This is a genomic window from Sporosarcina sp. FSL K6-2383, assembly GCF_038618305.1.
Lineage (GTDB): Bacteria > Bacillota > Bacilli > Bacillales_A > Planococcaceae > Sporosarcina.
In genome coordinates, this window is record NZ_CP152017.1 from 2748243 (window position 1) to 2767621 (window position 19379).

At 42.1% G+C, this 19379-nt stretch carries 20 protein-coding genes and 1 other annotated feature; of the genes, 5 read left to right on the top strand and 15 right to left on the bottom strand.

Annotated features, from left to right (window positions below; all coding sequences use genetic code 11):
* Positions 1–43: 43 nt before the first annotated feature.
* From ytpR to MKZ10_RS13550, 5 genes are all read right to left on the bottom strand, one after another.
* Complete coding sequence (gene ytpR / locus MKZ10_RS13530; RefSeq protein ID WP_342505469.1) at positions 44–649, bottom strand: YtpR family tRNA-binding protein; 606 nt, start codon at positions 647–649, stop codon at positions 44–46.
* Entirely contained in the window at positions 646–1464 is an 819-nt protein-coding gene (locus MKZ10_RS13535) for a DUF1444 family protein (RefSeq protein WP_342505470.1), read from the bottom strand. Before MKZ10_RS13535 ends, ytpR begins: the two co-directional genes overlap by 4 nt.
* Before the next feature lie 53 nt (positions 1465–1517).
* Positions 1518–2027 carry a hypothetical protein gene (locus MKZ10_RS13540; protein WP_342505471.1) on the bottom strand — a complete coding sequence of 170 codons (510 nt, stop codon included), beginning with the start codon at positions 2025–2027 and terminating at the stop codon, positions 1518–1520.
* A 175-nt stretch (positions 2028–2202) separates the two neighbouring features.
* Positions 2203–2721, bottom strand: coding sequence for a DUF84 family protein (locus MKZ10_RS13545; RefSeq protein ID WP_342505472.1), 519 nt, complete (start codon positions 2719–2721; stop codon positions 2203–2205).
* An 81-nt stretch (positions 2722–2802) separates the two neighbouring features.
* Entirely contained in the window at positions 2803–3876 is a 1074-nt protein-coding gene (locus tag MKZ10_RS13550; protein WP_342505473.1) for a M42 family metallopeptidase, read from the bottom strand.
* Between the two features lie 177 nt (positions 3877–4053).
* On the opposite strand from MKZ10_RS13550, the gene MKZ10_RS13555 reads away from it, so the two are divergent.
* On the top strand, positions 4054–4368 hold the full coding sequence (locus tag MKZ10_RS13555; RefSeq protein ID WP_342505474.1) for a hypothetical protein: 315 nt from the start codon (positions 4054–4056) through the stop codon (positions 4366–4368).
* A 43-nt stretch (positions 4369–4411) separates the two neighbouring features.
* Here MKZ10_RS13555 and MKZ10_RS13560 read toward each other — a convergent pair whose 3' ends face one another.
* The 4 genes from MKZ10_RS13560 to dat are packed head-to-tail and all read right to left on the bottom strand — an operon-like array spanning position 4412 to position 7827.
* Positions 4412–5257 carry an MBL fold metallo-hydrolase gene (locus tag MKZ10_RS13560; RefSeq protein WP_342505475.1) on the bottom strand — a complete coding sequence of 282 codons (846 nt, stop codon included), beginning with the start codon at positions 5255–5257 and terminating at the stop codon, positions 4412–4414.
* A gap of 26 nt (positions 5258–5283) precedes the next feature.
* Entirely contained in the window at positions 5284–5928 is a 645-nt protein-coding gene (gene trmB, locus MKZ10_RS13565) for a tRNA (guanosine(46)-N7)-methyltransferase TrmB (RefSeq protein ID WP_342505476.1), read from the bottom strand.
* A 25-nt stretch (positions 5929–5953) separates the two neighbouring features.
* Positions 5954–6940 (bottom strand): NERD domain-containing protein, encoded by a 987-nt coding sequence (locus MKZ10_RS13570; RefSeq protein WP_342505477.1) that lies wholly within the window; start codon positions 6938–6940, stop codon positions 5954–5956.
* A gap of 32 nt (positions 6941–6972) precedes the next feature.
* Positions 6973–7827, bottom strand: coding sequence for a D-amino-acid transaminase (gene dat, locus MKZ10_RS13575; protein WP_342510206.1), 855 nt, complete (start codon positions 7825–7827; stop codon positions 6973–6975).
* 319 nt (positions 7828–8146) lie between these two features.
* Here dat and MKZ10_RS13580 point away from each other — a divergent pair, with 319 nt between their 5' ends.
* Positions 8147–8368, top strand: coding sequence for a DeoR family transcriptional regulator (locus tag MKZ10_RS13580; protein ID WP_203246612.1), 222 nt, complete (start codon positions 8147–8149; stop codon positions 8366–8368).
* A 51-nt stretch (positions 8369–8419) separates the two neighbouring features.
* Here MKZ10_RS13580 and MKZ10_RS13585 read toward each other — a convergent pair whose 3' ends face one another.
* Together MKZ10_RS13585 and MKZ10_RS13590 are read right to left on the bottom strand one after the other, a co-directional pair.
* Positions 8420–9139 carry a pseudouridine synthase gene (locus MKZ10_RS13585; protein WP_342505478.1) on the bottom strand — a complete coding sequence of 240 codons (720 nt, stop codon included), beginning with the start codon at positions 9137–9139 and terminating at the stop codon, positions 8420–8422.
* A 4-nt stretch (positions 9140–9143) separates the two neighbouring features.
* On the bottom strand, positions 9144–10760 hold the full coding sequence (locus MKZ10_RS13590) for a polysaccharide biosynthesis protein (protein WP_342505479.1): 1617 nt from the start codon (positions 10758–10760) through the stop codon (positions 9144–9146).
* 120 nt (positions 10761–10880) lie between these two features.
* Here MKZ10_RS13590 and MKZ10_RS13595 point away from each other — a divergent pair, with 120 nt between their 5' ends.
* Positions 10881–12146 carry an NAD(P)/FAD-dependent oxidoreductase gene (locus tag MKZ10_RS13595; RefSeq protein WP_342505480.1) on the top strand — a complete coding sequence of 422 codons (1266 nt, stop codon included), beginning with the start codon at positions 10881–10883 and terminating at the stop codon, positions 12144–12146.
* Between the two features lie 132 nt (positions 12147–12278).
* Here MKZ10_RS13595 and leuS read toward each other — a convergent pair whose 3' ends face one another.
* The 4 genes from leuS to MKZ10_RS13615 form a co-directional block, all read right to left on the bottom strand.
* Complete coding sequence (leuS, locus tag MKZ10_RS13600; RefSeq protein ID WP_342505481.1) at positions 12279–14696, bottom strand: leucine--tRNA ligase; 2418 nt, start codon at positions 14694–14696, stop codon at positions 12279–12281.
* 71 nt (positions 14697–14767) lie between these two features.
* Positions 14768–14983 (bottom strand) — a binding site (T-box leader).
* Positions 14984–15025: 42 nt separating this feature from the next.
* On the bottom strand, positions 15026–15685 hold the full coding sequence (locus tag MKZ10_RS13605) for a 3-oxoacid CoA-transferase subunit B (protein WP_342505482.1): 660 nt from the start codon (positions 15683–15685) through the stop codon (positions 15026–15028).
* A gap of 19 nt (positions 15686–15704) precedes the next feature.
* Positions 15705–16391: a CoA transferase subunit A gene (locus MKZ10_RS13610; protein ID WP_342505483.1), complete on the bottom strand. Its 687-nt coding sequence runs from the start codon at positions 16389–16391 to the stop codon at positions 15705–15707.
* Positions 16392–16495: 104 nt separating this feature from the next.
* Positions 16496–17683: an MFS transporter gene (locus MKZ10_RS13615; protein ID WP_342505484.1), complete on the bottom strand. Its 1188-nt coding sequence runs from the start codon at positions 17681–17683 to the stop codon at positions 16496–16498.
* Positions 17684–17829: 146 nt separating this feature from the next.
* Here MKZ10_RS13615 and MKZ10_RS13620 point away from each other — a divergent pair, with 146 nt between their 5' ends.
* Together MKZ10_RS13620 and MKZ10_RS13625 are read left to right on the top strand one after the other, a co-directional pair.
* Positions 17830–18789, top strand: coding sequence for a TIGR01212 family radical SAM protein (locus MKZ10_RS13620; RefSeq protein WP_342505485.1), 960 nt, complete (start codon positions 17830–17832; stop codon positions 18787–18789).
* On the top strand, positions 18786–19373 hold the full coding sequence (locus MKZ10_RS13625; RefSeq protein ID WP_342505486.1) for a class I SAM-dependent methyltransferase: 588 nt from the start codon (positions 18786–18788) through the stop codon (positions 19371–19373). The genes MKZ10_RS13620 and MKZ10_RS13625 overlap by 4 nt, the downstream gene beginning before the upstream one ends.
* Positions 19374–19379 lie beyond the last annotated feature (6 nt).

The following is a 19379-nucleotide window of genomic DNA, read 5'->3' on the forward strand; positions in this document are numbered from 1 at the left end:
CGAAATAAGAAAAACGTACCATGGCGGCACGTTTTTCTTACACTTACTTTGTAAATGCTTCACCGACGACAGCATTGCTATCTAGCACTAAAATCCCTTTTTCTTCAGGGGCGTCTGGCAGCGCAAGTTCCTTAGCCGAACAAATCATTCCTGTAGAAGCCACACCACGAAGTTCAGCATCGCGAATAACCATTCCTGATGGCATAACTGCCCCGATTTTCGCAACCACAACTTTCTGCCCTAACTCTACGTTCGGCGCTCCACACACAATTTGAACAGTTTCACTACCAAGATCTACTGTACAAACACTTAATTTATCAGCATTTGGATGTTTTTCCTTTGTTAGCACATGACCGACAACAAATTTTGGTGAAAAATCGGCATTCAGTTCGACTTCAGCACCATTCTTACGGAATGCTCCCTGTAGTTGGTCTACGATTTCTTCCGTCATTTCAACTTTGCCAACGGTTTCAATCGTGAAATAAGAGGAAGCTTTAAATAAGTTAATAGCAGCTACCTCATCAGTTTCCGCATTGCGAATGACTGTCACATCTCCATAAGACGCTGTTGTAATTGCGTCTGGACGTGTAACCGTATGCTGAATCAACAGCACATCGCCCACACCATCCCTGTTATAAAATAGATTCACTTTTTCTTTCCTTCCCTTCTTGCCAAACGATTTTTAGCCAGAATGAAAATAGGTTCTAGCTTCCCCTCTTTGTAAAGGAATGACAAAGACGTGATCGGCACAGCACCCGTCGTAAAGAAATGCATGGCCATTTGAGCCAAAACGTCATAGCCCGTATCATTACGAATATCACCAATGATCAGAACATCTTGGTGAGGCACTGATACTGTCATATGTCCTTCCATTTTCGCTTCCATCTCTTTCAAAAATGCATTATTTAATAATCTACTTGCATCATATCCATCATTATTATTGATGAAATAATAGATATTATCCGAAACAACATCTTGTTTCATAGCAACCGGCAATGACCTTACTCGGAACAATGCCGATTCCATTATTTCTATTTCAGTTAGACCGATCGATGCTAACATCCCTTTATCTATTAAGCGGTACGTCGTTCCTAGATCCAACGCATAATAGATGCGTGTCTCAGCAGTATGGTCTTTCATGAGAAACGTTTGTCCTGCCGCAGACTCCTTTGGAAATGAAGTCGACCGAATAACAGGATAGATAGCGGAATTACTGCCGAACCCCTCCATTTGTTCTTTTTCCATCGCATTGAAGGTTTCTCTAATAATATGGACGAGTTCGTCAATAGCTACCTGTTTTTTCTTTTCGTACTTCACTAGAATTTCCGGCAGCGAAATATCCATCCCTTTTTTCAATACCGTATGCTCTAGACGAACCTTATCTGCCTTCCGGTCAAACCGCCATTGAAAATGTTCGGATGGAAGATGCTCTTTTAAAATATCTATAAGTTGTTCAGAATTCATCCGCCTAATTCCCTCCATTCGCAAAAACACGATACTTATCTGTCAATCATATCCTACTTAACAGAACGCACAATTTCCATCATCTCAGTTATATTTTCTTCGATATTCTTTATAGTTGTTAATGTTGTCATTTTTGAGCCACCTACACTGGTAATCAGTTCAACATGGTCATCATCACTTTTCACAACTGCCACAAAGCCAAAAATCCCATCGTCATTGAACGTCGACTGTTCAATAATTTCTTTGTTTTGATCCGCCAACAGCAAATCATAAAACAATTGACTATCATTTTTTTCGTTTGGATTATTAAATAAGATAAAAGTTTCTTTATTTTTTGTCATGACAATATTTTGGGCATCAGACTGTTCACTGATGACAAATCCAGTAGGCTTATATAATTGAATACCATCTATTTCTTCAGTAGGTTCTTTATCATTCAAGTGAAATGCTGCCTCTGCAGCCTCAACGCCCGCAGTTACTTGATCACTGAGTGATTCATTACATGCGGTAAGCAGGAATACTGACATCACCAGTAGGAATATGAATTTCCATTTCCCGAACATTCGTGTTCCTCCAATCTTTAATTAATATCAAATACGCGGCGTACTTAGTCTGAGCTCCCTTATACAGCGTGCCTTCTAACTACTGTATAAAGTCAGATATCATATCTATTTTAAAGATATCCTCTTGCAGTTGCAACCTTCGCGATTTAATCGACTCATCCTAGCAATAAGTATGTCAATCAGCCATTGAATATTTCAATTGGCCAATCAAAAGTTGTACAATATGTTCAAACAGTCCATCTCGATTCACTGTCTGGGCAGTAAACATGCCGATTGCACCTTCCTTGTGACGAATTCCGTTCGCTTTGAAATAAGCGTCAATAACCGGGCCAAGTTCTTTACCGGTAATAAGTTCTTCAGCAACCTCCTGCGGTAACGGAATTTGCGCACCCCCAGCTGTAAATTTTGTCCCATCTGGTAGCACCAATGCGCCCCAATTACAAAGGTACATTTGCCCCTCTAGCATCCGGACACCACCTTCTAAGCCGATTCCAATGGTCTTTTCCTTCATGCCTATTGCCCGTAATGCGCGATTGATGGCACCGATCCTTGTTTCTTCATCACCGAAGGGCTGATCTGAAACACCCGATTTAGCATCAATCTCATATACAATCGCCTTGGGAAAATAGCTAAGTATTACACGCCGTGCCGCGGTAACCTTTGCGTTATTTGTCGAGCCAATCATAAATTCCATTTAAAGTCCCCCCTTAGATTTTATCGAATAAAAAGCCGTCCCTCTCTATTTATGTAAGAGAAGGACAGCACCGGCTTACATTTACACGTTTTGCTTAATCGTCGCCAGCGTCGTCTTATCACACGCTGTGATAAGTTTCACAAGCAGTTCTTTTGCAGCTGCATAATCATCTGTATGAATAATGGAGCCCGATGTGTGGATGTAGCGTGAACAAATACCGATGACGGCACTCGGAACACCTTCATTGGACATATGGACACGCCCTGCATCCGTCCCACCTGGGGAAATAAAATACTGATACGGAATACTATGCGTTTCTGCCATATCAAGGATGAACTCCCGCATTCCACGATGCGTAACCATCGAACCATCAAAAATACGTAATAATGTCCCTTTACCTAGCTGCCCAAATTCATTTTTATCGCCCGAAGCATCGTTTGCCGGACTTGCGTCCAGTGCGAAGAATAGATCTGGATTAATCATTGTTGCTGCCGCCTGTGCACCCCGAAGTCCAACCTCTTCCATAACATTGGCACCTGAGTACAAGTTATTCGGCAGTTTTTCACCATGTAGTTCTTTCAATAGTTCAATGGCAAGCCCACAGCCATAACGGTTATCCCATGCTTTTGCAAGGATTTTCTTACCATTTGCCATTGGCGTAAATGGAGATACCGGGATAATTTGCTGTCCAGGACGAATGCCAATCTTTTCAGCATCCTCTTTATCGTCTGCACCGATATCAATGAGCATATTTTTAATATCCATTGGCTTACTGCGCACTGCATCACTTAATAAATGCGGTGGGATGGAACCAATCACACCTACGACCGCCCCATTGTCTGTTATAATTTCCACTCGTTGCGCCAACAATACTTGGCTCCACCAGCCACCCAGTGGTTGAAAACGAATCATCCCATTATCTGTGATAGCACTTACCATAAAACCAACTTCATCCATATGACCCGCAACCATAATGCGCGGACCATCCTCTGGCCCTTTTCTAACACCAAAAATACCACCAAGATTATCTTGGATTAATTCATCAGAATACTTCCCAAGCTCGCTGCGCATATACTTTCTAACCGCATGCTCATTCCCTGGTGCACCCGGAAGTTCAGTTAACGTTTTAAACATTTCAATTGTCTCTTTCTGCATTGCAAATTGCCTCCCCGGTTATGTATGTACTATAAATAGTGTAGACGATTAGTCAACTATTTTCCATCATTTTATTTAGGTAACCGAATTATCTATCATTCAGCCCTCTCACTGCAATGCGATATAAAATTGTGGTACACTGGGTGAAAGACTGATGTATAGGGGGCCACTCAAATTATGAAAGTGAAAGATTTTTTAGCAGGAGTTTTGACAGGTGTTGCAGCAGGAATCGTTGTCAATGAAGCCATTGACCGCACAAATCGGCATGTTGCAGCTGATTCTGTCTTGAATACAGTGAAAAGTGCATTTAAAAATGAAGGTCCAATAGATGGTTCATGGATCCTTATGAAAACAGAAGTGTACACAAACAATGTCATCACAATGGATGTCTACCGCGGTGGAATTTCACGTATTAAAGACGGCGAGCTAGAGCAATTTGAATTTGCAGCTGATGCTAAAACGGGTTCTGTCGTTGAGCTGACTAAAATGTAAAAAACCGTCACTTTGCTAAATTATTTGGCAAGTGACGGTTTCTTTATTGTGTTCGTTTCACAGATTCTACAATCTCCTTACCACTGTCGTCCCATTTCACAAGCCTATAAACAGCATCATGATAAAAGATGAATCTAAAGCCACCTGGGATTGCCTCTTTCATCAGCTTCTCTTTTGCGAAGATCGATGTCATCGGATAATCATCATAAGCAAGCACCCACAATGGATTGCTATGTGCATGTGTCGGCATAATGTCACCCATATGGAGAATTGTTTCGCCATTTTGCGTCAGTTTAATAATACTATGCCCATCACTATGCCCACCCGTATGAATCATTTCAACACCAGGAAGAATCTCAATACTGCCCTCAAAGGTTTTCACCTGCTGTTGGACTGACTCCCAATTTTCTTTCCAATAGGTGTTTCTGGATCGAATATTTGGGTTACGCATCTCATCCCACTCAATTTGTGAAACATAAATGTTAGCATTCGGGAAAACGGATATAAGCTCTCCCCCTTGCCATTCCGTTAAACCAGCTGCATGATCGTTATGTAAATGCGTCATCAGAACAATATCAATCGCTTCTGGTGTTAAACCGAGCTCCCCAAGACTTTCTACCACTCTTGTTTCTGCCCTTACACCTAGATTACGCTTCATTTTATCATCGAGTTTGCCTTTACCTATGCCCGCATCTATTAAAATCGTTTTGCCTGCATAACGAACGAGAATCGGATCAGTTCGTAACTCAATTAGATTATTGTCATCCACCTCATAGCGTCTCGACCACAGTGCCTTTGGAACAACACCGAACATCGTTCCGCCATCCAAATAGTTGACTCCCCCATCCAACCACGTCAACTTCATATCATGAAATGTATATGCATCCATCGAAATCACCCTCCCCCAGCCTTCGATTAAACCTTAAACTGTGATTCCAGCCTATAAATCGGTTGACCTTTTGCCGAAAACTTCTCTTCGTATTCTGTCATAATGTTATCTTCCGGCATTTCTGCATGTAAATCGAGCGAAACAAAACGTAGCTTCATTCCGTAATCGGACATCGATACAAGCGAATACTCGAACAATCCCCGATTATCCGTTTTAAAATGGATTTCTCCTTCCGGAATAAGCACCGATTCATACAGTTTTAAAAATGTTTCATGCGTTAATCTTCGCTTAGCATGCCTTGTTTTCGGCCACGGATCAGAAAAATTCAGGTACACACGGTCAATCTCGCCTTTACTGAAAATCTCTGCAAGTTCTACACCATTTGCACGGAATAATCGTAAATTTGAAGGCTTGCCCGCTTCAATCACTTTTTCAAGCGCCGAAACGATGACATTATCAAAATGTTCAATACCAATATAGTTAATGTCTGGATTTGCAATCGCCATTCCGATGATGAATTGACCCATCCCTGTCCCAACTTCAATATGAATAGGATGATCATTACCAAAAAGATCATGCCAGCCGTTATTCATTTTTTTAGGTTCTGCTAATAAGACATCCGGATGTTCAGCCATGAAATCCCTTGCCCATGGTTTATTGCGAAGCCGCATTGCACACACTCTTTTCTATTCATTATTATTTGTCTTCTTCCAATTGTTCATCATCTTCTCCAAACAATCGACTGATTGACGTCGTTTGTCCAATATCCAAAATCGCTTGAGCTGCTTTGAATTGAGTCGATTTCAACGGTACAGGTAATTTTTGTAGTGCTGCAAACCAATTTTGATAAGAGCGTCTATCAATGATTTTCACATCATACGGTGCGCCCGGATAATCGACATACCCGTTACGAGAAATCAAATACTTTTTAATTGGAAAATCAATCTCTTGCCCATTAAAAATACTCGCGACTATTTTCTCCATCCTGTTCAATGCAATGAGAGGATTTAGCAATTTCGTTTCGTTCTCTCCTGACTTCTTCTCCCAGAATCGATCCCCACTGCCTATAAATGCAGATACATCCTCTGCTTCAAGTACTTTAATACACATGCACTCAACAGGCGTCACCATAATAATATCGAGTTCAACGGGCGCTTTCTGCAGTTTTAAAATCGGATAATAAAATAAGAGGAAACTATCCGGCAACTGTTGTGCAAAGTTTCGTAACAAAGTATCGCGCATATAACGCGGATCGACCCGCGACTTATCCATTAACGTCGAGCTTGCCCATTTGATTTGAAAATGAAAGAGCTGATCTAAATAGAGTCTTCTCAATTGTTCAAGATTATTTGGGTTGTAGACAATATTAGGGCTAAAGCCAAAATCATCTTCTTCCTCACTCTTTTCTTCATCCACTATATCGAGGGCCTCTTCATCCATTAGCTCCGTTTTTCTTTGCCCAAAGAGCCTGAACAGAGGGGAAAACCATTTTGTAGCCTCTTCTACTTCTTCCACCTCTTCTACTTCTCCTTGTTGCCATTCTGTTAAATCCGCGCCATTTTCCCATTGAGTTTTCATGCGATCCCATTGGTATTTTTTCAAGCGTATATACTGCGTCGGATAGCGAGACAAATCTTTTTCATATCTGGATATATAATCGAGCAGTTTGACAAGCTGCGCCATTTTCAATCACTCCGATTCACTTTGCTTTTACATTACTCGCCCGCAATGATAGAGGGGATTTGTAGAGCGAATGCTTTTTGTAACTTCCTAGTCAGTGTTCCTGGGATTCCTGAACCAATTGAATGTCCATCAATCGATGTAATCGGCATTATTTCGGATGTTGTAGACGTCAAGAACAACTCATCCATTTTGAATGCCTCTTCAATTGTAAATGCAGTTTCTTTCAATGGAACCGCAAGCTCCTGACAAAGTCCTAGTACAACTTGACGTGTAATACCGTTTAAAATTAGATTATTCGCTGGATGCGTGTAAATCGTTCCACCCTTGACGCCAAACATATTGGACGAAGATCCTTCAGTCACAACACCATCCCGATGAAGAAGTGCCTCTGCACAATTTACCTCATAAGCCTCTTGCTTTGCCAGAACATTGCCAAGCAAATTCAAACTCTTAATATCACAGCGTAGCCAACGAATATCTTCCACTGACTTTACTGGAACGCCATTGTCGATATTACTTGTTGGTCTTGGATTTTGGATCGCATATGCCGAAACAACTGGTACAACAGTTGATGCAGGAAACTGATGCGTACGAGGTGCAGCCCCACGCGTCACTTGAATATAAACGTGTCCAACAGAAATCGTATTACATAGCGCTAACTCACGTGCTATTTCTAGCATTTGCCCTTCTGAATATGGGATCGTCATTTTCACTTTAGCTGCACTTTGAAATAATCGACTTATATGTTCTTCTGCCGTATATAACTCGCCGCCGTACACTTTAATGACTTCATAAACCCCATCACCGAAATAGTAGCCTCGGTCATCAATCGATATATTCAATTCCCCTTGTTCCGTAAATTTACCATCCATAAAATACAAAGTCATCATTATTCCCCTCTCATTTTCCGTTAATCCTATTCTCACACGTTAGGCTAATAAAATAAAGTGCAATCCGCACAATCTTACTCTTTACAATAAAATTACATGCAAATTATGTGGAAATACGTTATACTAATATTATCAGAAGATTAACTTCATTCGGTAGAGAGATCATTTCTACTAATGATAGTTTGATTCTGAAAGATTGCTTTGAACTAGAAAGGATGTGCAGTGTCAGGGATATTATCAACGTGCTTTAGGCAACATTCATAAGTCTCATGTCCATTGTTATTTGGAAAATGAAGATGAAGGGGTGATTCCACACTTGAAACCTGCTACTGATCGTATGCTTACCCGCATTAAGGATGTCTATATGTATATCCATGATAACGGTACTGTCACAACAGAGAATTTGGTCGAAGAATTTGGTATCACTCACCGTACTGTCCAAAGGGACTTAAACGTCCTTGAATACAACGGGCTCATCATGAGTCCAATCCGCGGTAAATGGACGACGACAGCAAAAAAAGTGAAACTATCTTCTTGACCTGCACACACAAAAAAGGGGTGAACCGATTTATCTGGTTCACCTCTTTTGCTAGTTCTCGGATAGGTGCAATAGTAAATCTAATTCCTCTTCCGTTAATTCCCGGTAAGAGCCAAGTGGTAACTTTTCATCCAAAGAAAGTGGTCCCATTGATAATCGTTTCAAATAGACAACCTGCTTACCTACTGCCACAAACATCCGCTTCACCTGATGAAACTTGCCTTCGGTAATCGTCAACTCAATTTCAGATATGTCTGCTGACTTCAAAATCTTGAGTTTACCTGGCTTCGTCAAATAAGCGTCATCTAGTATTACGCCTTCCGCGAATCGTTCTACATCCTCTTCCGTCACAACGCCTTCAACATGCGCATAATACGTTTTCGGCACCCCTTTTTTCGGGGACAATAAATTATGAGCAAGCTTGCCATCATTCGTCAGCAACAGAAAACCTTCTGTATCCTTATCTAACCTACCGACAGGAAAAGGTTCAAAATGTTGACTGTCCGTATCTAACAAGTCGATAACTGTGCGATCACGATTATCCTCCGTCGCTGACAACACGCCTTGCGGTTTATGCATCATCAGGTAAATGAATTCCTTATAAACAACACGTTCACCAAGTATCGTCACATCATCCTTCTCTGTATCAATGTGTAAGGCAGCATCTTTTACCGCTTCTGCGTTGACCCGGACCGCGCCTTTTTTCAATAACTGTTTTACTTCTTTTCGCGAGCCGAAGCCCATATTGGATAATAATTTATCTAGTCTCATACATTTATCTCCTTAACCCAAGCTTGTTGGCCAATCGTGTCAATCGATCTCCGAATAATTTCTGTGCCAAGCCTACTTTGAATGACAAATAGCCGTAAATGGCCCCGCCGACGATGGTACAAATCAAAATGTACAGAAATGCATGCATTTTCCCGCCTGCAGGACTGATTGCTGTCAATCCTTTTATTGTCGCAAAGACCGCAACCAGCATGATAGCGTTTAAAATCACGATGAGAATCAACCTTCTGAATACCATCTTGGACCTATACCCTAATGTCTTGCTAATAATCAAGATATTAACACCAACTGCGATGGTATAGCCGATGGCAGTCGCCAAGATTGCTCCATTCGTTTGAAACTCTTTGATAAGCGGGATATTCAGTGCTAGTTTGAATAGCAATCCGAGCAACGACGTGAAAACAATCCACTTATGACGGTCGATCCCTTGTAAAATCGCAGCTGTAACTGTATAGAGACCAAACAACACCGCGACAGGTGCATAACTCATCAAAACAGCTGCCCCAACTTCACTTTCTTGATAAAGAAAGTGATAAAACTCATTGGACAGTACCATCAATCCGATAACAATCGGAATGGTTAGGAACAACATAATTTGGTATGTTTGGTCAAGAGAACGGGTAATACCATTCTGATCACGTTTAGCGTAATAACTCGTAATAACCGGAATCAATGCCATTGAAAATCCTGTGGCAATCATTACAGGAATCATAACGATTTTATGCGTTAAAAAATTCAACATCGTAAAATAATTGTCTGTCACATCTTCTAATCCAATGGAAACCATCGCATCGTTGAAGGTAATCATATCGACAAATTGATAGAGCGGATTAATGACCCCAACAAGAATGAACGGAAATATATACGTGAACAGTTCCTTATACATACGACTAAACGACACATTATCTGCCGGTGGACTATTCGCCAACAGATGATCAAATTCTGGTTTAAAGCCTCTCCAATACTTGTATAGAATAGCAAACCCAGCAATTGCCCCAATAAATGCGGCAAATACAGCAAAGTTAACTGCTGTTTTTGGTGATCCATCCATCAATTTAACAACAATGAACGCTCCAGCAAGCACAAAAATAATTCGAACAATTTGTTCTACTAACTGTGAGACAGCAGTTGGCTCCATCTTCTGATAGCCTTGTAGAAACCCACGCACAAGACTCATCATTGGGACAATTAGTAATGCAAAGCTCACCCAACGAATGACTGAAGCTATTTCATTAATCGTAAAATCTTGCTCGTCACTTTTTATTACAAGATGTGCAATCGGTTCTGCTAATGAGTACAATGCCAAAAACGATAGGACTCCCGTAATCGCCATGACGGTCATTCCGGACTTCATCAATTTACGTCCGGTCGCATAATCACCCAGGGCATTATATTTTGCAACGTATTTTGAAAAAGCAAGTGGTGCCCCGGCAATTGCAATAGACAATGCTATATTATACGGTATATACGCATATTGGTAGAGCCCAACACTATCTATCCCGACGATTGCATAAAACGGAATGACATATAATAACCCAAGCGCTTTCGAAAGAAATAACCCAATTGTAAGTATGGCAGTGCCTTTTAAAAGATTCGATGACATGTATGATCCTTCCATTCTACGTAAATCTACTTTATACAGTTTACCCCCAGATGACACATTTCACAATGACTAGCCTTAATTTGTGTATAATGAAGAAAAACTGAAAGTGTGGTTTCCACTATGTATGACGTCATAATCATCGGTGGGGGTCCATCAGGATTGATGGCTTCTATCGCTGCGGCTGAAAACGGTCGAAAAGTACTACTGCTCGAAAAAGGGAAAAAGCTTGGGAACAAACTAGCCATTTCCGGTGGAGGACGTTGTAATGTCACCAATCGCCTACCACAAGAAGAAATCGTCAAAAACATCCCAGGCAATGGTCGATTTTTATATGGCCCATTCTCTGTGTTTAATAATGAAGACATCATTCAATTTTTTGAAGGTCTCGGTGTCGCATTGAAAGAAGAGGATCACGGTAGAATGTTCCCCGTTTCGAATAAAGCAAAAGATGTCGTCAACGCATTACTTACGGAAATGGAGCGTTTGCATGTTGAAGTTCGACTAGAAACACGCGTGAAGAAGCTGCTGATGGATGATGAACAAATTCTTGGTGTTCGATTAGACTCCGGTGAGGAAATCCGATCACAAGCTGTCGTATTAGCGGTTGGTGGAAAGGCAGTTCCCCAAACGGGTTCAACTGGCGACGGTTATCCGTGGGCTGAAAGGGCTGGTCATACCGTGACTGAGCTTTACCCTACGGAAGTTCCGCTATTATCCAATGCACCATTTATCGTTTCAAAAGAATTGCAAGGCCTCGCTCTACGTGATGTAGCAGTTTCAGTCTTAAATGCAAAAGGGAAAACATTGATTACCCATCAGATGGACATGCTGTTTACTCACTTCGGATTGAGTGGCCCAGCTATTTTACGTTGTAGCCAATTCGTCGTCAAAGAACGCATGAAAAATGGCAACCAGCCTGTTGAAATGCGCATCGATTCATTGCCTTCTATGAATGAAGAAAAAGTATTTCAAACGCTCCATGCAATGCTAAAAGAGGATTCAACAAAAGCTGTAAAAAATGTGTTAAAAGGATTAACACCTGAACGTTGGTTGCTCTTTTTATTCGACCGAGCTGGCATTGATCCTACCGAAACGGGCGCACAAATGTCCGCTGAAAAAATGCGGGCATTAGCAAAATTATTAAAAGCCTTCTCGATGAACGTCAATGGCTCACAACCACTTGAGAAAGCATTCGTCACAGGCGGCGGTGTCTCCGTGAAAGAAATCGTGCCGAAGACGATGGCTTCACGCAAGAAAGATGGACTTTATTTCTGCGGTGAAATATTGGACATTCATGGTTACACTGGCGGCTATAATATTACGTCTGCGCTTGTGACGGGGAGAATTGCCGGGATGAGTGCTGGGGAATATGCAACAATAGTATAATGCACGTAAAAAGGTGTCAAACTGGTCTATTTTCCGACCAATTTGACACCTTTTATAGTTTTAGACCTTTATGACCGCCATCGAGTAGTTTATGACCGCCATTAGCCTAGTTATGACCACCATTCACTACGATTAACCAGCCACAACAATATTAATCAGTCTTCCTGGAATTGCGATGACCTTTTTCACTTCTTTACCTACAAGAAGCTCCTTGACATGCTCATCCTCCACAGCTAATTTTTCAAGCTCATCCTTCGTCACATCTTTCGATACAACGATTTTCGCACGAACTTTACCATTAATTTGAACAGCCATTTCCACTGTATCATCAACTAATTTCGTTTCATCGTACGTTGGCCATGCTTCATACGTAATCGTATCGCTATGACCTAGTTTCTCCCATAGTTCTTCAGCCAAATGCGGAACAACAGGTGAGATCATTTTAACGAAGCCTTCCACATATTCTTGTGGAATCGAATCAGCTTTATAACCGTCATTAATGAACACCATTAACTGAGAAATCGCTGTGTTATTGCGCATCGCTTCAAAGTCTTCAGTCACTTTTTTCACCGTTTGATGATAGACTTTTTCAAGTGCTCCGCCTGGCTCACCATTGATTTTCGCACTCAATGTACCATCTTCATTGACCAATAAACGCCAAACACGATCAAGGAATCGACGTGCACCGTCTAGACCATTCGTCGTCCATGCTTTTGAACCTTCTAATGGCCCCATAAACATTTCATAAAGACGTAATGAGTCTGCTCCGTGTGAATGAACAATATCATCAGGATTGACAACATTACCTTTTGATTTCGACATTTTTTCATTACCTTCACCAAGAATCATTCCTTGGTTAAATAATTTCTGGAATGGCTCTTTCGTATGCACCACACCGATATCATATAACACTTTATGCCAGAATCGTGCATACAGAAGGTGAAGAACCGCGTGTTCTGCGCCGCCAACGTAAATATCGACTGGTAACCAACGCTTCGCCAATTCTGGATCAATAATCATGTCATCATTATCAGGATCAATGTAACGCAAGTAATACCAGCAGCTACCTGCCCATTGCGGCATTGTATTCGTCTCACGGCGACCCTTCATGCCTGTCACTGGATGTACAACGTTAATCCACTCCGTAATATTCGCTAGTGGTGACTCACCTGTACCACTCGGTTTAATATCATCTGTCACCGGTAATTTCAACGGTAAATCAGCTTCATCAACCGGTGTCATTGTGCCATCTTCCCAATGAATAATTGGAATTGGCTCGCCCCAATAACGTTGTCTCGAGAATAACCAATCGCGCAGACGGAACGTAATTTTCTTCTCGCCCTTTCCTTGTTCAACAAACCAAGCGATCGCTTTGTCGATTGCTTCTTCTTTACCTAAACCATCCAGGAAACCAGAGTTGATATGATCGCCGTCTCCAACATATGCTTCGTTCGCAACATCGCCACCTGCTACAACTTCAATGATTGGCAGATTAAATTCTTTCGCGAATTCATAATCCCGCTCATCATGGGCAGGAACCGCCATGATTGCGCCTGTGCCATACGTAGCCAACACATAGTCTGCAATCCAAATCGGCATTTTCTCGCCACTTGCTGGGTTAATGGCATACGCACCAGTGAAAACACCAGTTTTCTCTTTTGCTAAATCCGTCCGTTCAAGATCACTCTTCATTTTTACTTCATTCAAATATTTTTCAACAGCCACTTTCTGATCAGCTGTCGTAATTGTAGCAACCAGCTTATGCTCTGGTGCAAGCACCGCATAAGTCGCACCGAAAATTGTATCCGGACGTGTTGTGAATGCCTCGAACGACAAGTCAGTGCCGTCAATGTCAAACGTCAGCTGTGCTCCTTCTGAACGACCAATCCAGTTACGCTGCATATCCTTCAAGCTTTCCGGCCAATCCAGATCATCCAAATCTTCTAATAAGCGATCTGCATAATTCGTAATACGCAATACCCATTGACGCATTGGACGACGCTCAACCGGATGCCCACCACGCTCTGATAAGCCATCAATGACTTCTTCATTAGCAAGAACAGTGCCAAGTGCAGGGCACCAGTTCACAGCCACTTCATCCACATAAGCTAAGCCTTTATTATACAGTTGGATGAAAATCCACTGTGTCCATTTGTAATATGAAGGATCTGTCGTATTGATTTCGCGATCCCAGTCATATGAAAAACCAAGGTCATTCATCTGGCGTTTGAACGTTGCAATATTTTTTGCAGTAAACTCTGCAGGATCATTACCCGTATCAAGCGCATACTGCTCTGCCGGTAAACCAAAAGCATCCCAGCCCATCGGATGCAACACGTTATAGCCCTGCTTGCGTTTGAATGAACTCAAAATATCCGTTGCGATATAGCCGAGCGGATGCCCAACGTGAAGTCCCGCACCTGATGGATAAGGGAACATATCTAGCGCAAAAAATTTCGGTTTCGACGGATCATCCGTCATTTTGAATGTTTGACTGTCTTTCCAATACTGTTGCCACTTCTTCTCGATCTGACCGTGATTGTAACTCATGTAAAACTCCTCCTATTCAAAATCTGCGACATCTGTGCGATGAACATAAAAAACTCCCGTCCCTTAAAAATATAAGGGACGAGAGTAGTATAATTCCCGCGGTGCCACCCAAATTGACGGTAATACCGCCCAACTTGATTCCTTAACGCGGAAAACGGCACGGGTTACTAATAAGTTCACCAATGCAGGCTCCAAGGCGAGTTCATCTCTGTCGTACAGGCTTCCACCAACCGCCTGCTCTCTAAAAATCGACAGCAAAGATTACTATTCCTCATCAATGCCAAAGCTATTGCTCTTAGTTTACCCGAATCCTGTCATTTTAACAACAATCATTTTACGCCTTCGATAACATCCTTAACAATCAAAGGAGCCTCAGTGGAATCAATAACTTCTTGAATTGTAAAACCCTCGAATACTTCTTTTAATTCTAATCCATCTGGAGTGATATCTATCAAGGCACGCTCTGTAATAATTTTATGTACAACGCCTTTCCCTGTCAGCGGAAGTGAGCATTGTTTTTTAATTTTAGCGGAGCCATCTTTCGCCACATGATCCATAATAACAATGATTTTCTTCGCACCGTGCACAAGATCCATCGCACCGCCCATGCCCTTAATCATCTTACCGGGAATCATCCAGTTGGCGAGATCTCCTTTTTCGGACACTTCCATCGCGCCCAAAATGGCTACATCGACATGCCCTCCACGAATCATCGCAAAGGATTCTGCACTCGTAAAATAGGCAGAACCCGGAATCGTTGTCACCGTTTCTTTTCCTGCGTTAATCAAATCAGGGTCCACTTCATCTTCAGTCGGATAAGGTCCAATGCCCAAAAGTCCGTTTTCCGATTGGAGGACCACTGTTTTATCTGCCGAAATATAGTTTGCAACGAGTGTCGGCATGCCAATCCCCAAATTGACATAGTTGCCGTCTTCAATTTCTTTTTCTGCCCGTCTCGCTATACGTTCTCTTACGTTTACCTGTGTCATTATCAACATTCCCCTTCCCTTAGCGTGTTGTTAGACGTTCAATCCGTTTTTCTTGCGCTGCTTGCAGCAATCCTTGCACGTAAATACTAGGTGTGTGAACCGTCGCTGGATCCAAATCACCCGTTTCCACAATCTCCTCAACTTCCGCAATCGTAAACCTGCCTGCAGCCGCCATCATTGGATTGAAGTTTTGTGCCGTTTTATTATAAATAAGGTTGCCGAACTTATCCGCTTTTGCCGCACGAATCAATGCAAAATCTGCACGAAGCGCTTCTTCAAGGACATACTCTTTACCCTCAAAGACACGAATTTCTTTACCTTCCGCAACTGTCGTTCCGACACCCGCAGGCGTGTAAAAAGCAGGAATTCCTGCCCCGCCTGCACGGATTTTTTCAGCGAGCGTGCCTTGTGGCGTTAGCTCCACTTCAATTTCACCAGACAGCACCTGGCGCTCAAACTCCTTATTCTCCCCAACATACGAGCCAATCATTTTCTTAATCTGCTTATTTTTCAATAGAAGTCCAAGTCCCCACTCATCGACTCCACAGTTATTTGAGATAACCGTTAGATCCTTAACCCCTTTGTCAACAAGCGCTAAGATGAGCTGTTCTGGAATACCTACAAGCCCAAAGCCACCAACCATTAACGTTGCACCATCTTCAATATTTGTAACCGCTTCCATTGCAGATGAATAAATCGGTTTCATACGTAATACATCCCCTTTCACTTCATTCACTATTACTCTTCTATTTAATTAAATCAGACTATATGAGATGTTGCAATGGTCGTCAAAATAAAAATCCAGAAAACCTATGAGTGGTTTTCTGGAGTATAGCCTGCTTTTTTCAGTGGTCGATCATAAAGCAATGTCGGGATAATGGCAATACTGACTAGCGCTGTCAATATGAACAGCATAACTTGCATGCCATATAAATCGACCAGTACGCCCCCTGCAAATGGGCCAATCATCCGACCAATGGTTGCCGTAGAATTGACGATGCCCTGATAGAAGCCGTCCCTTCCTTTTGGTGCAAGCTTACTAGCAAGCGTCGGAATGGCAGGCCAAGCAAACATTTCACCAAACGTCAAAATAACCATTGCCACGATGAACATCGTAAACGTTCCCGCATAACTGACGACCAAAAATGAAATGATAAAGATAGCAATGCCAATAATGATCTGTGCTTTTAATCTATGCTCCAAGCGTTTGATAATTGGATTAATAAGCGGCTGTCCTGCGACAATGAGTAAGCCATTCAACGTCCAAAGGAAACTATATTCTGTTAAGGTCACACCGATTGATAAAGCATGTGTCGAAATCGTTGTTGGCCATTGTGAATAGATCAGCCATGTTAGCAAGTAACCCGACGTGACAATTAGCAGAGCATAAAAAGGTGCTTTGTGCTTAATTTTCTTCTTCTCTCGAATAACATTTGTATGTCTATCGGGTGCAATTTCAAGTTTTTTATAGCCAAATAATGCGATAAAGAAAAACAGTACATAAAAGACCAAATTCGCTGAAAAAATATAGTCAATGCTAGCTACCGCAACAAAACCAGCAAGAGCAGGTCCGATTGCAACTCCCACATTTTGTGCAAGATAAATAGAGTTAAAGGCTTTTCGCCCTCCTTCAGGCCAAACCGTCCCAACCATCGCATACATACTTGGGAAAATGATTCCACCACTAAAGCCGAGCAGTGTTAAAAGTGTGACGTATGGATACCAATCATGTCGAAATACAAGACCGACAAGTGCGACGATGGAAATAAGAATTCCCCCGATAATCGACTTATAGCCACCAATGCGGTCAAACAGATAACCACCCAGTAAGTTCCCTATGACACCTGCGCCTGCGTTCGCCATCAGTACTAGCCCTGCCACTGATAGTGACTTCCCTAAATAATCATGCATATAGATTGTATTCAATGGCCATAGAAAAGAGTTTCCCATGACGTTGACGAACATTCCAATTACAAGAAGCCATACTTTTTCAGGCATATTGTCTGCCTCCGTTCATTTACGATTATAAGTCGAGTGTATTCCTTTTTTTGCAATTCAACAATATGTCCACAAGATGTTCCATAATTCAGATGATGTCTCCTTAAAAAAGATGATACAATGTACTATTAGAGGAGCTGATAACAATGGAAAATAATCTATTTCCGTTTCCGTCTGAAGGGAAACGCTATCATACATGGTCACGTCACTTGAAAGATGAATTCGGGTTTAAAGTGATGAAAGTTGCACTCGATGCAGGGTTTGATTGCCCAAACAGGGATGGTACTGTCGCATTTGGTGGTTGTACGTTTTGCAGTGTTGCAGGATCTGGAGATTTTGCCGGTGACCGCGTCGACCCGATCGATGTTCAATTCAAGGAAATCAGTGAAAGAATGCACAAGAAATGGAAAGACGGCAAATACATGGCGTATTTCCAAGCATATACGAACACACATGCACCCCTGCCAAAGCTAAAAGAAAAGTTTGAAGCTGCGCTAGCACAAGAAGGTGTCGTTGCTTTGTCTATCGCAACACGTCCCGATTGCTTGCCGGATGAAGTTGTCGACTATTTAGCGGAATTAAATGAACGCACCTATTTATGGGTTGAACTTGGACTGCAAACCATTCACGAAAAAACAGCCAATCTTGTCAACCGCGCCCATGATTTTGCACTGTATGTGGAAGGCGTCGAGAAGCTCCGAAAGCGTGGCATCCGCGTCTGCACACATATCATCAACGGACTTCCACTAGAAGACTACGACATGATGATGGAAACAGCCCGTGAAGTAGCAAAACTAGACGTTCAAGGCATCAAAATCCATCTGTTGCATCTATTAAAAGGAACGCCGATGGTCAAGCAATATGAAAAAGGACAATTGGAGTTCCTTGAAAAAGAGGAATACATTAATCTTGTCGTAGACCAACTGGAAATCCTGCCACCTGAGATGATTGTCCACCGCATCACGGGTGATGGTCCGATCGAATTGATGATTGGTCCGATGTGGAGTGTCACAAAATGGGAAGTGTTGAACGGCATCGACAAAGAGCTTGAACGTCGTGGCAGCTGGCAAGGAAAGCATTTTGCAGGGGCGGTTGAATTAACATGAAGCTACTTCGTATCCTGCCTTTTGCAAGACAATTACTCCGCGACACAATCATTCCAGGAGAAACTGTTATCGATGCAACTGCAGGAAATGGAAACGATACAGAATTTCTAGCCCAATTTGTCGGTGAAAAAGGACATGTCTTCGCATTCGATATTCAACAACCTGCACTCGATGCCACTGGCGAACGTCTTAGCGACTTAAATGAGCGTGTTACGCTTGTACTAGACAGCCATGAAAACGTTCAACAGTACGTCAAAGGACAAATTGGTGGTGCCGTTTTTAATCTTGGCTATTTACCACATAGTGAAGATTTGTCCATTGTCACAACACCTGATTCAACCATCAAAGCAATTGACATCATGCTTGGTATGCTAAAAAAAGGTGGTATTATAGCCATTTCTGTCTACGATGGACATGAAGGTGGAGCAGAAGAACGCGATGCCCTTCTCGCCTATGTCAAAAATCTGCATCAAGCAGATGTCCATGTTGCTCGATATGAAATTCTCAATCAGCGCAACAATCCTCCATTCCTCATTGCTCTAGAAAAGATGAAAGACTTTGAGACTGCTAGGCAAGTGGAATAGCATAGA

What these genes read in the sequence shown, in the direction of transcription:
- leuS (WP_342505481.1), bottom strand. Translation starts at nt 14,696, where the DNA reads ATGAGTTACAATCACGGTCAGATCGAGAAGAAGTGGCAACAGTATTGG.
- MKZ10_RS13555 (WP_342505474.1), top strand. Translation starts at nt 4,054, where the DNA reads ATGAAAGTGAAAGATTTTTTAGCAGGAGTTTTGACAGGTGTTGCAGCA.
- trmB (WP_342505476.1), bottom strand. Translation starts at nt 5,928, where the DNA reads ATGCGGCTTCGCAATAAACCATGGGCAAGGGATTTCATGGCTGAACAT.
- dat (WP_342510206.1), bottom strand. Translation starts at nt 7,827, where the DNA reads ATGACTTTGTATTTTATGGATGGTAAATTTACGGAACAAGGGGAATTG.
- MKZ10_RS13595 (WP_342505480.1), top strand. Translation starts at nt 10,881, where the DNA reads ATGTATGACGTCATAATCATCGGTGGGGGTCCATCAGGATTGATGGCT.
- MKZ10_RS13605 (WP_342505482.1), bottom strand. Translation starts at nt 15,685, where the DNA reads ATGACACAGGTAAACGTAAGAGAACGTATAGCGAGACGGGCAGAAAAA.
- MKZ10_RS13610 (WP_342505483.1), bottom strand. Translation starts at nt 16,391, where the DNA reads ATGAAACCGATTTATTCATCTGCAATGGAAGCGGTTACAAATATTGAA.
- MKZ10_RS13550 (WP_342505473.1), bottom strand. Translation starts at nt 3,876, where the DNA reads ATGCAGAAAGAGACAATTGAAATGTTTAAAACGTTAACTGAACTTCCG.
- MKZ10_RS13585 (WP_342505478.1), bottom strand. Translation starts at nt 9,139, where the DNA reads ATGAGACTAGATAAATTATTATCCAATATGGGCTTCGGCTCGCGAAAA.
- MKZ10_RS13590 (WP_342505479.1), bottom strand. Translation starts at nt 10,760, where the DNA reads ATGTCATCGAATCTTTTAAAAGGCACTGCCATACTTACAATTGGGTTA.
- MKZ10_RS13545 (WP_342505472.1), bottom strand. Translation starts at nt 2,721, where the DNA reads ATGGAATTTATGATTGGCTCGACAAATAACGCAAAGGTTACCGCGGCA.
- MKZ10_RS13615 (WP_342505484.1), bottom strand. Translation starts at nt 17,683, where the DNA reads ATGCCTGAAAAAGTATGGCTTCTTGTAATTGGAATGTTCGTCAACGTC.
- MKZ10_RS13620 (WP_342505485.1), top strand. Translation starts at nt 17,830, where the DNA reads ATGGAAAATAATCTATTTCCGTTTCCGTCTGAAGGGAAACGCTATCAT.
- MKZ10_RS13535 (WP_342505470.1), bottom strand. Translation starts at nt 1,464, where the DNA reads ATGAATTCTGAACAACTTATAGATATTTTAAAAGAGCATCTTCCATCC.
- MKZ10_RS13560 (WP_342505475.1), bottom strand. Translation starts at nt 5,257, where the DNA reads ATGGATGCATATACATTTCATGATATGAAGTTGACGTGGTTGGATGGG.
- MKZ10_RS13540 (WP_342505471.1), bottom strand. Translation starts at nt 2,027, where the DNA reads ATGTTCGGGAAATGGAAATTCATATTCCTACTGGTGATGTCAGTATTC.
- MKZ10_RS13625 (WP_342505486.1), top strand. Translation starts at nt 18,786, where the DNA reads ATGAAGCTACTTCGTATCCTGCCTTTTGCAAGACAATTACTCCGCGAC.
- MKZ10_RS13570 (WP_342505477.1), bottom strand. Translation starts at nt 6,940, where the DNA reads ATGGCGCAGCTTGTCAAACTGCTCGATTATATATCCAGATATGAAAAA.